15 protein-coding genes are annotated in these 15,186 nt (G+C 74.2%); 8 read left to right on the forward strand and 7 right to left on the reverse strand.

The window, feature by feature from the left end; all coding sequences use genetic code 11:
* The first annotated feature begins 41 nt into the window (after window positions 1-41).
* The 8 genes from ACY0I8_RS06200 (at window position 42) to ACY0I8_RS06235 (ending at window position 5,967) form a co-directional block, all read left to right on the forward strand.
* Window positions 42-365, forward strand: coding sequence for a nucleotidyltransferase domain-containing protein (locus ACY0I8_RS06200; RefSeq protein ID WP_461394062.1), 324 nt, complete (start codon window positions 42-44; stop codon window positions 363-365).
* On the forward strand, window positions 362-763 hold the full coding sequence (locus tag ACY0I8_RS06205) for a HEPN domain-containing protein (RefSeq protein ID WP_461394063.1): 402 nt from the start codon (window positions 362-364) through the stop codon (window positions 761-763). Before ACY0I8_RS06200 ends, ACY0I8_RS06205 begins: the two co-directional genes overlap by 4 nt.
* A 9-nt stretch (window positions 764-772) precedes the next feature.
* Complete coding sequence (locus tag ACY0I8_RS06210; protein WP_459941485.1) at window positions 773-1,162, forward strand: HEPN domain-containing protein; 390 nt, start codon at window positions 773-775, stop codon at window positions 1,160-1,162.
* Window positions 1,140-1,493 (forward strand): nucleotidyltransferase domain-containing protein, encoded by a 354-nt coding sequence (locus ACY0I8_RS06215; protein ID WP_461394064.1) that lies wholly within the window; start codon window positions 1,140-1,142, stop codon window positions 1,491-1,493. The genes ACY0I8_RS06210 and ACY0I8_RS06215 overlap by 23 nt, the downstream gene beginning before the upstream one ends.
* Before the next feature lie 23 nt (window positions 1,494-1,516).
* Window positions 1,517-2,482 carry an ethylbenzene dehydrogenase-related protein gene (locus tag ACY0I8_RS06220; protein ID WP_461394065.1) on the forward strand — a complete coding sequence of 322 codons (966 nt, stop codon included), beginning with the start codon at window positions 1,517-1,519 and terminating at the stop codon, window positions 2,480-2,482.
* Between the two features lie 21 nt (window positions 2,483-2,503).
* Entirely contained in the window at window positions 2,504-3,232 is a 729-nt protein-coding gene (locus ACY0I8_RS06225; RefSeq protein ID WP_461394066.1) for a carboxypeptidase regulatory-like domain-containing protein, read from the forward strand.
* Window positions 3,233-3,447: 215 nt separating this feature from the next.
* A complete protein-coding gene (locus ACY0I8_RS06230) occupies window positions 3,448-4,284 on the forward strand; it encodes a HEAT repeat domain-containing protein (protein ID WP_461394067.1) in 837 nt (278 codons plus the stop codon).
* Between the two features lie 243 nt (window positions 4,285-4,527).
* The gene (locus ACY0I8_RS06235; protein ID WP_461394068.1) at window positions 4,528-5,967 is read left to right on the forward strand and encodes a 4Fe-4S binding protein; all 1,440 of its coding nucleotides are present in this window, start codon (window positions 4,528-4,530) and stop codon (window positions 5,965-5,967) included.
* Window positions 5,968-6,323: 356 nt separating this feature from the next.
* Here ACY0I8_RS06235 and ACY0I8_RS06240 read toward each other — a convergent pair whose 3' ends face one another.
* The 7 genes from ACY0I8_RS06240 to ACY0I8_RS06270 form a co-directional block, all read right to left on the reverse strand.
* The gene (locus ACY0I8_RS06240; protein ID WP_461394069.1) at window positions 6,324-7,184 is read right to left on the reverse strand and encodes a right-handed parallel beta-helix repeat-containing protein; all 861 of its coding nucleotides are present in this window, start codon (window positions 7,182-7,184) and stop codon (window positions 6,324-6,326) included.
* Window positions 7,185-7,392: 208 nt separating this feature from the next.
* The gene (locus tag ACY0I8_RS06245) at window positions 7,393-8,433 is read right to left on the reverse strand and encodes a carboxypeptidase regulatory-like domain-containing protein (protein ID WP_461394070.1); all 1,041 of its coding nucleotides are present in this window, start codon (window positions 8,431-8,433) and stop codon (window positions 7,393-7,395) included.
* Complete coding sequence (locus ACY0I8_RS06250; protein WP_461394071.1) at window positions 8,430-9,437, reverse strand: hypothetical protein; 1,008 nt, start codon at window positions 9,435-9,437, stop codon at window positions 8,430-8,432. Before ACY0I8_RS06250 ends, ACY0I8_RS06245 begins: the two co-directional genes overlap by 4 nt.
* A 263-nt stretch (window positions 9,438-9,700) precedes the next feature.
* Complete coding sequence (locus ACY0I8_RS06255; protein WP_461394072.1) at window positions 9,701-10,738, reverse strand: hypothetical protein; 1,038 nt, start codon at window positions 10,736-10,738, stop codon at window positions 9,701-9,703.
* Window positions 10,735-13,173, reverse strand: a complete 2,439-nt coding sequence (locus tag ACY0I8_RS06260) for a spermidine synthase (protein ID WP_461394073.1) — start codon at window positions 13,171-13,173, stop codon at window positions 10,735-10,737. The genes ACY0I8_RS06255 and ACY0I8_RS06260 overlap by 4 nt, the downstream gene beginning before the upstream one ends.
* Window positions 13,154-14,620 carry a CRTAC1 family protein gene (locus tag ACY0I8_RS06265; protein ID WP_461394074.1) on the reverse strand — a complete coding sequence of 489 codons (1,467 nt, stop codon included), beginning with the start codon at window positions 14,618-14,620 and terminating at the stop codon, window positions 13,154-13,156. Before ACY0I8_RS06265 ends, ACY0I8_RS06260 begins: the two co-directional genes overlap by 20 nt.
* Window positions 14,621-14,744: 124 nt before the next feature.
* Window positions 14,745-15,186, reverse strand: a 442-nt coding sequence (locus tag ACY0I8_RS06270; RefSeq protein WP_461394075.1) for a ribonuclease toxin HepT-like protein, incomplete at its 5' end; no start/stop codon positions are given.

Raw genomic sequence — 15,186 nt, forward strand, 5'->3', positions numbered from 1 at the left:
GGACGGTTTCGTCATGGATAGCCGGTAGCGGGGACTCTCAGATGGAAAGAACGGTTGACGACGTTCTGCTCTCCCGGTGCAAGGCCCTGATCCGCCGGGTGGAGCCGGCGGCCCGGGTGATCCTTTATGGCTCAAGGGCTCGCGGGGACGCACGGGAGGACTCCGACTACGACCTGCTCGTCTTGTTGGAGGGGCCCGTGGACCTCGCCCGGGAGCAACGGATCCGCGAGGCCATCTATCCGGTCGAACTCGAGACGGGAGCAGTCATCACCGTGTTCGCGGAGTCGAGGGAGCGCTGGGAAAGCCCCGTCTTTCGTGCCATGCCTTTTGTGCAGAATGTCGAGCGAGAGGGCCGTATCCTGTGAGCCCCGAAATCGCAGAGCTGATCAGGTACAGGTTGGAACGCGCGAGAGAGGCGCTAGAGGAAGCCGAGCTTCTTCTGGGGGCTGGCCACGGAAACTCCGCGGTGAACCGGCTGTACTACGCGGCCTTTTACGCTGCGTCAGCGGCTCTCTTGGCGAAGGGGCTGTCGAGCCCGAAGCACTCCGGCATCCGCTCGTTGCTCCATCGGGAGTTCGTGCGGCCAGGGCTGCTTCCCGTGGACCTCGGAAAGTTTTACGACCAGCTTTTCGATAGCCGGCAGAAGGGCGATTACGCCGACCTGGTCCGCTTCGACGAGGAGGAAGTTCGGCCGTGGGTGCCGCGGGCGAGGGAACTGGTGGAACGGTTGGGAAGCTTGGCGGAACACGGGCCCGGTCCATGAGGGAGGAGCATGCCGAACCGCGCCGAGGATTGGCTGACCCAGGCGGAACTGGACCTCGGGATGGCCGAGCAGGCGGCCCGCCTGGGCCGGCACGAATGGGCCTGCTTCGTGGCCCAGCAGGCCGCCGAGAAGGGGGTGAAGGCCCTGCACCTCTGGTGCGGCCAGGACGCCTGGGGCCACGTGGTGGCGCGCCTGCTCAAGGAGCTTCCGCTCGAGGTGCCGGACGACCTGGTTCAAAAGGCCAAGGTGTTGGACGGCTACTACATCCCCACCCGGTGCCCCAACGGCCACCCGGCCGGGGCGCCGGCCGAGCACTACGGCCCGCTCCACAGCGGGCCCGCGGTGGACTATGCCCGTGAGATCGTTGCGTTCGCCCGTGCTCAGATGGCCCGGGCCTGACGAGGTTCTCGAAGCGCTTGGCCGGTGGGTCCGGGACGAGGCCGGCCGGCACCCGGAACTCCGCCGGCTCGGGTACTTCGGCTCCTACGCCCGGGGCGACTGGGGGCCGGGGAGCGATCTCGACCTCGTGGCCGTGGTGGCCCGGAGCGCCGAACCCTTCGAGCGACGGGGGCTTTCGTGGCGCACCGAGGAGTTGCCGGTCCCCGCCGAGTTGCTGGTGTACACCGAGGCCGAATGGGCCGAACTGCAGGCCCGGGCCGACCCGTTCGCCAAGACCCTGGCGCGCGAGGTGCGGTGGGTGTGGCCGCCCTCGGGCGGGCGTAACCCCTGAGCGGCTTCCGGGTACCCCCTTCCGTGCGGTTTCGAACCTTCCTCTCCCTGCTGGCCGCGGCCGTCCTGGCGGCGGGTTGCGGCACCCCCGGCGACCGGGTGCTCGCCCTTCCCCTGGACCATCCCCCCACCGAGGGGGACTGGGCCGGGGCGGTTGCGCTCCGGGTCCGGGCGGTGGGGGGCCGCACCACCCGGGCCGCCGGGGCGGCGGTGGACGCCGACTCGGTGCACAAGGCAACGGCCTCCTGCCACCACGGCACGAAAACCCCGCCGGTGGACCTGGAGGTGCGGGCGTTCTATACGCAACGCGACGCGTTCGTGCGGCTCGTCTGGTCGGATCCCACCCCCCACCGGGGGCCCGGGTGGCGCTGGGACGGCCGGGGATGGCGCCGGGAGGGGCCGGGGCAGGACGGGGCGGCGCTCCTGTGGGGGGCGGCGGCCGAGGGGTTCACCTGCGTGCGGGCCTGCCATCTCGAGGATTTCCGGATGGCCGGGCCACGGGCGTTCGCCGACTACCGCATGGCCACCCCGGCCGGCTGGGGCCGGCTCGACCTGTGGGAGTGGAAGGCCGGCTGGGGCCGGCCCGGGGGAGAGGCCGACGACCTTTCCCTGGGGCCCGGGGGCCGGGAGCCCGACGCGCCGGGCGACCGGTTCGTGGAGAACCGGGTGCCGGAGGGGGGCGGCCCGGCGGAGGCCCCGGACCCCGAACCCGGGGCCCGGGCCCCGGCGTTCCTGGACCGGGCGGACGCCCCGGGCCGCACGGAGGTGAAGGCCGAGGGGCGGTGGCGGAGGGGCCGATGGACCGTGACCTTCCGCCGGGCCCTCCGGGGGAGCGACCCGGAGGACGTCCGCCTGGACCCGGGCGGGGTGTACCCGGTGGGGATCGCCCTCCTGGACGGGGTGAACGAGGACCACAACGCGGTGCCCGACCCGGTGCTCCTGTGGCTCGTGCCGCGGGACCGGGTGGTGGACACCAGGCCGGCGCCGTAGAGCGTCGGAAGTGAGCGAGGGATGCGTAGGTCGGTTTTTCCGTTGTTGGCCTTGATGGCTCTGGCCGCGTGTTCCGGATCCGGGAGCGATCCGGGGGCCCTGACCCGCCTGACCGGCACGGTGTACGAGCCGGCGGCCGGGGTGATCCTCGACGTGTACAAGCCCGGTATGGACCTGCGGGGACCGCCGTACCTCCAGTTCGGGCCTCTGAAGGACGGGGCGTTCGAGACCGAACTGCCACCCGGGGAGTACCTGGTGGTGGCCCGGAGGCGGGCCGGCGGGGCGAAAACGGGACCGGTGCGGGCCGGGGATCTCAAGTCGGAGCCCGTCCGGATCACCGTGGAAGCGGGGAAACCCCTGGACCTTCCGATCCTCGCCTACGTGAAGGAGGGCAACACCAAGCAGCCCCTGGGCGAGGCGGCCGGCTGGGCCACGGGGATCCGGGGCCGGGTGGTGGACGCCGAGGGCCATCCCGTGGAAGGGGTGCGGGTCCACGTGTACGACCACATCCAGATGTCGGAGCGGCCCAAGTTCGTGTCGGCCAAGACCGGCCCGGACGGTCGCTACGAAGTGAAGCTGCCGGAGGGCGGCACCTATTACGTCTGCGCCCGGGACAAGTACGGGGGCCCCCCCGAGGTGGGCGAGCTCTACGGCCGCTACGACCGGGGCACCGTGGATCCCTCGGCCGTTATCGTGCCGGAGGGGCAGGTGGTGACCGGCGTGGACATCACGGTGCACAAGGTATGGTAGGAGTGGCGAGGCGGCGAGGCGGCTGGGCGGCCGGGTGGCCGGGGGGCGCGCTGCCGGGTGGTGTCCTCACCCGTCACCGGTCACCCGTCACGCGTCACGGGGGTCAGGCTGAACGGCTAGGCGGTCGGGCGGCGGGGTGGAGGACCTGCGGCCTGCGACTCGCCGCGCCCCTTTTTCTTCTGCTCGTCTCCTGCGGGGTGCCGCGGACGGTGCCGGTGGAGGAACTCGCCCGGGCGGCGGCGGCCGGGGATTCCAAGGCCGTGGCCGAACTGGTGGGCCGGATGGGACGGCCCTGGGACGAGGAAACGCGCTCGGCCGCCTACAAGGCGGTGCTCGCCCTCCCGCCCGAGGCCGTGGAACCGGAGATCCAACGGGCGTGCCGGGCAGGCGATCCCGTGCTCCGGGAACACGCCCTGGCCGTGGCCGGGAATCGGAAATGGCCCTGGGCGCTCGACGCGGCGCGGGAGGCCCTGGCCGACGAGGGCTTCCCCCGCCGGTACGTGGGGGCCTGGGTGCTGGGGGAGTTGGGCCGGGCCGAGGCGGCCCCAGCCCTTGCGGCGGCCCTCGCCGCGGGCGGGGAGACCGCCCGGGAGGCCACCCGGGCCCTGGTGAAGCTGGGGAAGGCCGGGGTCCCGGCGATCCTGGAGGCCGCGCCGTCCCTTTCCCCTGCGGCGCGCGTGCAGGCCGTGCTCGCCCTGGGCGACATCCGGGATCGGCGGGCCAAATCCTTCCTCGTGGCAGCGCTGCGCGACCCGCAGACCCGGGCCCCGGCGGCCTGGGCCCTCGGGATGCTGGGGGACCCGGAGGCGGCCGGCGCCCTGGTGTCCCTCCTCGACGACCCGGATTGGCGCGTGCGGCTCGAGGCGGCCCGGGCCCTGGGGGTGCTCGAGGCGAGAGGTGCCGAGGCAGGTCTGGAACGCCTGCGAACCGACGACCCGGTCCCCGCCGTGCGGGAGTGGGCGGCTCGGAGCCTCGCCCTGGTGCGCAAGACCCCCCAGACCTTCCGCGACGCCAAGGGGGAGGAGCGATTGCCCGACAGCGTGTATCGGTGAGGGAAGCTGGAAAGCTGGAAAGCTGGAAGGCTGGGAGGCTGGCCGTGCCCGTTGCCAGGAGCGCGGCGCCAGCGGGCAGCGCACAGAGGACGGGGGGATTCTGACATCCGCCCTCTGAATTCTGATCCCTGGCCCGGGGACCGCTCCCACAGGCTCGGGCAAGCGGCGACGCCGAAATCCGGAAGGGTCTCAGCCGCCTAGCTGCCCGGCCGCCTAGCCGCCCCAAAAACGGAGTCCACACCCTTGTCCACCCGTCCCGTCGATCTCTACCGCCATCCCCTGACCCGGCCGTTCCTGCGGCCGGCGGCCCAGACCGCGCTCCGGGCGCTTTGGCTCGCCGGCACCGTGGCGCTGATCGCCCTGGGCTGGGGCTACGACGCCATCCCCGGGGTGCCCGATCTCCACCCCCGGGTGTACACCCACGCCACGACGCTTCTCTTCTGGGTGTTCTGGTTCATGGGGCTCGTGGCGGTCGTGCCGGTGCTGGGGCGGGCCTGGTGCGGGGTGTGTCCCCTGGGGTGGGTGGCCGACGGGCTCGGCCGCCGGGGTTTGGGGCTCCCCTGGCCCCGGTGGATCGCCCGGGGGTGGGGGAGCCTTGCGGTGTTCGGGGCGGGGGTGGCCGCCGTCGTGTGGTTCGAGGCGAACCTGAGCCCCCACGCCACCGCGGCGCTCATCGCCGGGGTGGTGGGGCTCGCCGTGGGGAGTGCGGTTCTGTGGCGCCGGAGCGCCTTCTGCCGGGGCCTGTGTCCCGTGGGCACCGTGCTTTCCCTCTACGCCCGGCACACCCCGCTCGCGGTGCGGGCCCGGGACCCCGGCCGCTGCCGCGCCTGCGGCCGGGCCTGCGTGGCCACCGACCCCGAGTGGCGGCGCCTCGACTGGGGCCGGTGGGTCTGGTTCCGCCGCAGGGATCGGGCCGGTTGCCCCGTGGCGCTCGATCCGACCCGGATGGATCCCACGGAGTGCCTGCTGTGCCTGCGGTGCGTGCGCCGCTGCCCGGAGGGGAACCTGGGGGTGTGGTGGGGCCGGCGGCCGGCCGCGGGGGCGCTGCCCCCGGCCCGGGCCGTGTTCCTGGGGGCCCTCCTGGGCTTGGTGTCCCTGGCCCTCTACCGCACCTGGCCCGAGGCCGAGGTGGCCCTGACGCCCGGGGTGCTGCCGCCGGCCTGGTTCCGGGCCCTCTGGATGGGGGCGGTCGTCCCGGCGGTTCTCCTCGGCCTGCCACCGATCCTGGGGCGCCTGGGCGCGCGGGTCACGGGGCGCCCCGCGGCCGGGGCGCCCGGGTCCGCGCCCGGCCCCGGGCCGAAGGCTCGAGGCTGGGGGTGGCTCGCCGCGCTGCCCGCCTTCGTGGGCCCGGTGCTCGGCGGCCACCTGGCGCTCGCCCTGGTGAAGCTGAACGCGAAGGCCGCCTACCTGCCGTATCTCGTCTACGATCCGTGGGGCGCCGAGACCTACCTCGCCATCCACGCCTCGGGCCTCCTGCCGAAGCCCGACCTTCTGCTCCCGCTGGCGGCCCTTCGCTGGGTCGCCCTCGGGGTCCTGGCGGCCGGCATCCTCCGGAGCGCCCGGGTCCTGTGGTGGCGCGTCCGCGACCCGGCCACCCGGCCGGCGGCGGCGTGGTACCTGCCGTCGTGGCTCGTGGTGAGCGGCGGCCTGGCCGCGGCCCTCTGGCACTGGCTGGGGGGGTAGGCGTTCTGCGCGGACGTTGGGACGTGCGGACGTGCGGACGGAAACGACCGGCGACCTGCGAGGAACGACGAACGGTTTTCCTGTCGCCCAACTGCCACTACCTTCAAACGTATTGCCGGGGGCGGGTGGGGGACTGGTTCCGGCCGGGCGCGAGTGCGGCACCAGATCGCCGCGCCTTTCCATGCCGTTGCCGGCGCGGTCGGTCGGGGCGCCGGCAACGGAAGTTCCGGATCTTCGAAAGCAATCCAAGCCTGGTGGGGCGCGGCGAGGTGAGGGGCCGCACCCGGCTCTCCACCAGCCCCCCACCCGCTGGTTTCCGTAGCGACCACGGGGATCTGACAATACTTCCGTTGGTGTTAGTACCGGGGCGGCTCGCCGCGGAAGGGCCAGGGGACCGGTTCGGGTTCGGGGAGAACGGGCTCGACCGTGATCCCCGGCTCGAGCCGCCGTTCCCGGCCGTCGAGGGAGGCCCCGACCACCTCGAGGGCCGTGAGCCCGCCCCAGTAGTTCCCGGGAAACGCGAGGCCCCGGTCCTGTTCCCACCCGAGCTTCACGGGCACCCGGTTCCGCCTGAAGTTGTTCCGGCGGAACACCGTGCCGCCCCCGCACCGGGTCACCGCGAAGACGCCCACCTCGTTGTCCGAGATCTCGTTTCCCTCGATCCGGGCCGGGTGGCCACGCTCCTCGAACCGGATGCCGTGGGTGTTGTGGTGGATCCAGGTGCCCGTGACCACGAGGTCGGCGGTGGAGAACCGCACCCCGTCCACGTTTTCGGCGAACTCGCAGTTCCGGATCGCCGCCGGGCTGTAGTGGACCTGGATGCCGCTGAAGGCGTGGCGCGCCCGGACGCGGTCGAGCTCGGCCCCGGCCGCGAAGTTCACCATGAGGTACTTCCAGTCCCCCGGCCGGGGATCGGGTTCGGCCGAGGCGAGGTCGATCGGCCGCTCGGCCGTGCCCACGGCCGTGAGCCGCCCCTCCACCGTGATCTCGGCGTCGCCGATCCCGTCGCCGTCCCAGTCGATCCGCCGGAACCGCACCCGGGTGCCGGGGGCGAGCACGAGTTCGCCCCCGGAGCGCACCACCACGATCCGGTCCACCACCACCTCGCCCGACCACTCGGCCCGGCCGGTGATGGACTCGGTGGGCATGGCGTGGAGGTCCGACGGCGCCACCCCGGGCCCGGGGGCCCGGCATCCGGCCAGGAACAGCAACAGCACAACATGGGCAGCGAAAGCCCGGACGAGCGTGAGCGGCGACGAACGACGGAAGGGTCGTGACGGGTGGCGGATGACGGGTGACGGGGGGCCCGCGGCCCGGCCTCCCCGCCTCCCAGCTTTCGCGCCGCCCGGCCGCCCGGCCGCCCGGCCGGTTCGCGTCCCCGCGTCCCCGCGTCCCAGCCTGCCAGCCTCCCAGCCTCCCAGCCGTTCAGTACCCACCCAGCACCCTCTTCACCACGATCTCCACGCCCTCGCGCACCCGACCCTTGGGCACCACGAGGCCGTGATCCGGGGAGCCCTCGTAGAACCCGAACCATTCGCCCGGCACCGGCGAGCCGCCGGCGTTCTCCCGCGCGCCCAGGTAGAAGAGGCCCCCGTCCCCCAGGGGCAGCTCGAACCGGCCGTCGGTGCCGGTGGGGAGCGTGCGAAAGTCGGGCATGCCGTGGCCGATGATCCGGTTGCGGTAGGCGAACACGTACACCCCGGCCACGGGCCGGCCCTCCGGGTCCACCACCCGGCCCCGCACCCCGGTGCCGGTGAGCCGGAGGATCCCGGCGTCGGGCGGGGCGTCGCGCTCCTTCTCCACCAGGTGCAGGTCGAGGCGGGTCTCCTGGCCGTCCTTCACGGCCACGGGGTTCGCCGGGGCGATGCCGTAGAGGTCGCCCTCCCGCACCGGCCCCACGCCGGGGCCCTGGCGCTTCCGGGCCACCACCCAGTACTGGCCGGCCAGGACCCCCTCGATCACGTAGGCGCCGTCGGGTCCGGTGGGAAACGACTCCATCACCCCCGGGCCCCGGAGCCCGTGGTCCGGGTCGGCGTACAGGGTGACGACGGCGCCCTCCACCGGTTGACCCCGGAACCGGACGTGGCCCGCGATCGCGCCGAACCCGGGTTCGGCCTCCCGAAGCGGGGCGAACGAGGGGGACTCCGCCGGCACCGCCTGGAGCCCGATCCAGACCGGCTCCCCCGCCGGTACGTAGAAGGGGTTCTGGCCGGGCAGCGCGGCGAGAGCGCCCGGGCCCCGGGCCTCCACCCGGTAGGCCCCCGGCGGCAGCCGGTCCAGGGCGAACCGGCCGTCGGGGCCGGTGCTGACCTCGAAGGCGGGCCCGCCGGCCCGGGGTTCGAGCTGCACCGCGGCGCCCGCCAGGGGGGCGCCATCGCGCATCACCCGGCCCCGCACCGAGGCCGTGGGGGCCGCGCAGGCCCCGAGCAGGAGGGCCGCGAGGAGGCCGGCGGCCCACCGGGTCACCGCGCCCCTCCGATCCGGATCGTCACCGCCGCCGGGGCGTTGCCCGACACCTCGGCGTCGCCGAACGCCTCCCCCTCGGCCAGGGGGCCGCCCAGGCTCTTTCGGGCCCGCAGGTAGGCCGCCGTGCCCGGGGGGATCGGCACGTGGGCCTTGCCCTCGGCGTCGGTGGGGGCGCTCACCGCGAGGGGCGGACCGGCCCGGTTCGGGGCGGCGTAGGCGAGCACGTAGAACCCCTCGGCGGGGCTTCCGTCGGGACCCGTCACGATCACCGGTACCCCCTGGTAGGCACCCGGGTCCTCCTCGAGCTGGCTCAGCCGTTCCACGAGGGGGATCTCGATCCGGACGGTCTCGTTGGGGCCCACGGTCAGGGGGTTCCCCGCGTAGAAGTTGAACCGGTCGCCGATCTCGATGGGGCCGAACGACCCGCCCCGGGCCCGCTTGCGGGCCACGAGGTAGTAGGTGCCGGGGGGAACGGCCACCCGGAACGCGCCCGTGCGCACGGGCACCGTCTGCCGGGCCGGGCCCCGGAAGGCGGTGGCGGGGTCCGCGTAGATCGAGAGGTAGCACTTCTCCACCGGCTCGCCCTGGAACGTGATGGCCCCCTCGATGCGGCTTCGGTCCGTGGGCCGCCGCTCCTCCCGGGGCACCCGCACGAGGTTGAGCCCCACGGCGGTCCAGGCCCCCTCGGTGACCACCACGGGGGACCCGGCGTAGAGGCACCACAGGTCCCCGGGTTCGGGCCGGGGCCCGGCGTTCCCCTCGGCCTTGGCGAGCCCCTCCACCACGTAGCGGCCGGGGGGAAGCTGGATCCGGTAGGTGCCGTCGGTGGCGGTGCGGGCCTCGGCCGCGGGTGCCTCCCCGGTGAGCGGGCCGAAGGTGCCGGGCGCGTAAGGGTAGGCCCGAACGACCAGGCCCTCCACGAGGGTCCCCTCGTGGCTCACCCGCCCCCGGATCCCCTGTTCCGCGAGGGCGCCCGCGGGCCCGCCCGCGAGGGCCACGGCCACGAGAACCGCGAAGGCGATCCGGAACGTGCCCGGCGGCCGCCGCGGCCCTGCGCCGCCCCACCCTCTCCCCCGGCGGGGGAGAGGGCTGGGGTGCGGGGGGCCTCCGGAACGCCCCCTGCGCGACGGGATCTGGATCCCGTCCGCACAACGGGTTTTCGCCTTCCAGCCTTCCAGCCTTCCAGCCTTCCAGCCGCAAAGGGACTCGCAGTCTCGCGCGAAGGGGCTTTTCGTCGGCGGGCCAGCCGGTTCGTTCGTCCTACCCGTCACCACATCTCCTCCACCACGATCCGGATGCTTTGCCTGTGCTGGCCTTCGGCCACCGGGACCCCCGTGCCGTCCTCGCCCCGGAACGCCCCGACCTTCTCCCCGGGTTCGGCCGGGCCCCCCAGGCGGCTCCGGGCCCCGAACCAGTACCGGCCCGGGCCGGGAAGATACACCCGAAACCGGCCCGCCGGGTCGGTGGGCGCCGACAGGGCCGCCGGCTTCCCCACCATCCGGGGATCGGTGAACGCGAGCACGTAGAGCCCGGCCACCGGGCGCCCCGCGGCGTCGGTCACCGTGCCCTCGGCCCAGGTGTGGGCGGCCGGGGTCGCCCGGAGGGTCTGGCCCCACACCGCCGGGTCCAGGGGCCGGAGCTCCAGGGGAGGCGCCGCCACGGGTCCCGGCGGCTTCACCTCCACCGCCGCCTCGGCCACCCGGTCGCCGGGTTCGAGCGCCCCGTGGGGTTCGCCGGTCTGGCGCCACCGGGCGGCGAGGGTGTAGGGGCCGGGGGCCAGGACAAGCCGGTAACGCCCCTCGGCGTCGGGTGTCGCGGCCGCCGCGAACCCGGGCCCCGTGGGCCGCTCGGGCCGGCCCGGGTAGGCGTACACCATCACCTCGGCCGGGGGGGCGCCCCGCACCTCCCCCTGCACCGAGACCCCGCCGGCCGCGGCCGCCGCGCCGAACCCGGACGGGTCCGAAAGGGCCACGTGGGCCGTGGCCGTGCGCCCGGCGGCCACCGAAACGGGTGCCGGCTCGGCCTGGCCCCGGAGCCGCACCTGGCGGCCCGGGCGGTCCACCGTGGCCCGGGCCCAGACCCAGTAGGTGCCGGGGGGGAGTTCGAGCCGGAACCGTCCCTCCTCGTCCGTGGGGCCTTCGGCCACGGGCGGCACCGAGGGGTCCAGGTCCGGCCGGGCGTAGGCCTGCACCAGGGCGGCCGGCACCCCCCGGCCCTCCCATTCCACCGTGCCCTCGACCCGCCCCGGCCCCTCGGGGGGGGCGCAGGCGGCGAGCAGGAGGGCGAGGCCGAGAAGCCACCTCACGGCGCCCCCCTCCCGAGCCGGGGGGCGAGCCCGGCCGCCGCGAGGTAGAGGCCCGCGCCCAGGGCCAGGGTGGCGGTGTACCCGCCGTGGAGGGCGACCAGGAGCGCCCCCACCGACCCCAGCACCCCGGCCGCCCCGTTCAGGGCCCAGGCCCAGGGCAGGCACGGCCCGGTGCCGGGACCGAGGAGCCCGAGCCCCGCCGGAAAGGGGATGCCCATGAGCACCGCGAGGGGGAGGAGGGCGACGAAGGCGAGCCCCGCCCGGCCCGCGAGGCCCCAGGGGTGGTCGGGCCGAAGCCATGCGGGCCCGAACCCGGCCCAGAGCGCGGCGGCCCCCGCCACGGCCAGAAGCACGAGGCCGAGCCGCCCCGGGGTGGGCGCGATCCGCCGGGCGCCGAGGCTCCCCAGGCCGCTTCCGCACAGGAACGCCGCGAGAACCGCGGCGGCCGCGTACACGGGGTGGGCCAGAAAGAGCACGAGCCGCTTGAGCACCCCGATCTCGACGAGCATGTACCCGGCGCCGAGGAGCGCGGCGTACGCGAGCGCCGCCCCGCCCCCGCGGGGGAGCCCGTGGCGCAGGCCCACGGGCGCGAGGAGCCCGAGCCCTACGGCGGCGGCGAGCCCGAGGAACGCGGTGCGGAGCACGAGGACGCCCTGGTTGTCGAACCCCGCGGCCCGGTCCGGGGCGGCGAGGAAATCGCCGGGGCGCAGGGTGTAGTAGAAGAACGGCCGGTCGTCCGTGGGGGGCGAGACGTCGTAGGGCAGTTCCGCCAGGGCCGCCCCGAGGTCCGGGGCCTCGAGGAGCCGCGCGAGAAGCCCCCCGTCGTTTTCGCCGCCGGGATAGAGCACCCGGAACCGGTTCTCCCGTGCGAAGGCCCGGATGACGGCGTCGTCCGCGGCCGAAAACGGGGCCCGGCCCACGAGCACGCTCGCCACGGCCCGGTCGGCCACCACCCGCACGTGGGCCGCCGGGTTCGCCACCCCCTCCCGGTCCAGGAGGTCCCGGGCCAGGGCCACGAGCCGGGGGGCCCGGCGTTCCGTGGCGAACAGGGTGATGGACACGATGCCCCGCTCGGTCAGCCGGGCCCAGTACGCGGCCAGGGCCTCCCGGGTGTGGAGGAAATCCTCCGACAGGGTGAAGGCCCCGGCGGCCGGGGGCATCCGGCCGAACACGGCCGAGGCCTCGATCACGTCGTAACGCTCGGCCGTGCGGGCCGTGAACGCCCGGGCGTCGGCCACGGTGAGCCCGACCCGGGGGTCCCGGTACGGCCGGCCCGTGAACCCGGCGAACACCTCCTCCACCATCTCCACCACGCCGGGGTTGATCTCCACGGCCCGGATCGTGGAATCCGGGAACGAAAGCCCCACCCACACGTCCTTCCCGCCCCCGGGCCCCACCACCAGGGCCCGGGCCCCGGGTCGCAGGTGCCAGGCCAGGGCCACGAGGTTCCGGCGGAAGTACTCGGGGGTCCGGCGGGCCTCCTCGCCCGCGAAGAGGTTCGTGTACCCGGAGTCGTCCACCACGAGCCCGATCTGGGCCGGGTGGGGCCCCCGGTAGGCGGGCGAAAGGCCAAAGGGCCGGGCGGTCTCGCCGGGGGCCAGGGAGTAGGCCGCGACCCGGCTCATGGGGTTCCACCGCACGGCCAGGAGCCCGGGCTCGTACCGGCCCCGGGCCAGGGGGAGCTCGGCCGCCCCGGTGGCGTCGAGCCCCTGGGCGGCGGCGAGTCCCGCCAGGACCACCACCGCCGGCGCCCACCGGCCGACCCGCCGGGCCACGGGTGCCGCGGCGAGGGCGGCCACGAGGGCGAGCGCGGCCGGCGCGCTCCAGGCGGTGAGGGCGAGCGGCACGGCCGCCGCCCCCGCGCCGGACCCGGCGAGCACCCAGGCGTAGGCGCGGTGGAGGCGCGGGGGCCGGAGCGCAAGTTCGGCGGCCAGGGCCACGCCGGCCCCCAGGAACGGAAGGCCCGCGGCGCCCGCCAGGGCGAGCACCCGCCACGCGATGCCCTCGGTGGGGAGCGTTGCCGCGGTGCGGGCGAAGGGCTGGAAGAAGGGCTGGTGGAACGGGGCCAGGGTCCAGGCGGCGAGCCGGGGGCTCGCGTGGATGGCACAGAGCCCCCCGACCACGGCGAGCACGCCCAGGGCGAACCCGGCCGCCCCCCGGCGCGCGAGCCCGGGCGAGGCCCGCCGGCGGAGCCCCACCCGCACGCCGCCCAGGGAGAGCCCCAGGAGCGCGAGCCCGATCGTGAGGCTCGCGAAGTGGTACCACATGAGCACGGAGAAGAGCCGGAGCAGGAGGAGTTCGTAGGCCAGAACCCCGGCCGACAGCGCGAAAAGCCCGGGGCCGCCGAGCCCCGCGGCGGGCGACAAAAAGGGCTGCCCCGGGGCAGCCCTTGGTCCGTCGAAGGAGGCCCCGCGCTCAGCGGGAAGCGAGCTCACGCGGCTCCTCGATGGTGAGGACCTGGCCCGGCGCGACCCCGGTCACGACTTTCCGGGTGCCGTTGGGGAACCGGACCTCCACGGTGTAGGTCTCCCCGGCCCGGACCCCGAAGTGGAGTTCCTGGGGGGGCTGGGCGCAGAAGCCCGAGGCGGTGGGCAGGTCGGCCATGCCCACGAGCCGGTCGCCCTGTCGCACCCAGACCCGGGAGCCCACGGCCATGCGGTTCGAGATCGTGCCCACGAGCCGCACCTTGAGCCAGTTCCCGTCGTTCAGGGTGTTGCGGAACAGCCGGTTCTCCACCCCCCAGTTCACCACGTAGAGGTCGAGGTCGCCGTCGCCGTCCACGTCGGCGAAGGTGGTGCCCTTGGTGCGCACGGTTTCGCAGCGCACGTCGGGGTTCCGCTCGGCGATGTTCGTGAAGGTGCCGTCGCCGTTGTTCCGGTAGAGCTGGTTCGCCACCTTGCAGTCGCCCTCGTAGAGGTCGAGGTCGCCGTCGTGGTCGATGTCGCCGAACGTCGGGCCCTTGCCCCAGCCCTCGTCGGCGAGGCCCGCGGCCTTGCCGACCTCGGTGAAACGCCCCGTGCCGTCGTTGAGGTAGAGGGCGTTGGGGCCCACGTAGTTCGACACGAACAGATCGAGGTCGCCGTCGTTGTCCACGTCGGCGAAGGCTGCCCCGAGGCCCCAGTGGGGGTCGGCCACCCCGGCCTCGGCGCTCGCGTCGCGGAACGTGCCGTCGCCGTTGTTGATGTACAGCCGGTTCGGTTCCCCGGCCGGGTACCGGCCGTTCACCACGTAGAGGTCCTGCCACCCGTCGCCGTTCACGTCGGCCCACACGGCCATCCACGACCAGGAGCGGTCGCCCACGCCGGCCTGGTCGGTCACCTCGGTGAAGGTGCCGTCGCCGTTGTTGCGGAACAGTTGGTTCTTGGCGCCCACCCCGTAGTTGGCGAGGTAGAGATCGAGGTAGCCGTCCCGGTCGTAGTCCGCCGCGGCCGCCGCATAGGTGAAGGCCTTCGAGCCCACCCCGGCCTTCTCGGTCACGTCCACGAACCGGCCGCCCACGTTTCGGAGCAGGCGGTTTGCCTCCACCTCGTACCGGCCGCCCTTGGCCAGATAGAGGTCCACCCAGCCGTCGTTGTCGTAATCGAAGAAGATCGACCCCATGGCGAACCCGGCGTCGCCCAGATTGTCGCCGGCCTCGGCCGTGATGTCGGTGAAGGTGCCGTCGCCGTTGTTGCGGTACAGGCGGTTGGCGCCGCCCTTGTTGGAGACGTAGAGGTCCCAGTCGCCGTCGTTGTCGATGTCGGCGAACGCGGCGCCCTTGCCGTTGCCGGCGTCGCCGACCCCGGCCTCCTGGGTCACGTCCACGAACAGGCTCTCGGCCGCGAGCGCCGGCGCCCAGGCGAGCGCGGCCACGGCCACGGCGGAAACGATGCGGCGCTTCAAGGGTGCCTCCTGGAGGGAAGAAGCGGTGGAAGCCGACGGTGCCACAGTATGTCCCGGGAACCGCCGCGGGTCAAAGGGCGCGCACGACACGGGGTACGGAAAACGGGGGGCAAGGTTACTGGGATTATGCGCTCTCGGTGTGCCCGAGGCGCTCCAGGAACCGCCGGTGGGCGTTTCGAAACGCGTCCAGCGCAGCCGGCACCCTGCGGTCCAGGAGTTGGAGTTTCTCTACGTCGAGGGCGCGATGGTACAGATGTCGGAACACGTGCCGGAACGCCCGGAGTTCGTCGATCCGGTCTCGCTCCTCGGCCGTGAGGACGGCGGGGCGCACCCCGGACACCTCGATGGCCATGCGTTCCAGAAGGTGCCGGTGCCACCGGGACGGATCGATCCGGTTTTCGAACGCCTTCGCCACCCGGAAGAAGTAGTTCTCCATGGCGGAATAGAGGCTCGAGATCGTGTAGGCCAACGCGATGTAGTCGAACTCATCGGGTTCGATCCGGGCGAGTTTTGCCTTGACGAGGCCGTATTTCTCCACCACGGCCTCGACGTCGCGCGCGTCGGCC

The sequence above is a fragment of the Deferrisoma sp. genome (genome assembly GCF_054681715.1).

Coding starts and splice junctions, on each gene's coding strand:
- ACY0I8_RS06200 (WP_461394062.1), top strand. CDS start 42: ATGGAAAGAACGGTTGACGACGTTCTGCTCTCCCGGTGCAAGGCCCTG.
- ACY0I8_RS06210 (WP_459941485.1), top strand. CDS start 773: ATGCCGAACCGCGCCGAGGATTGGCTGACCCAGGCGGAACTGGACCTC.
- ACY0I8_RS06225 (WP_461394066.1), top strand. CDS start 2,504: ATGCGTAGGTCGGTTTTTCCGTTGTTGGCCTTGATGGCTCTGGCCGCG.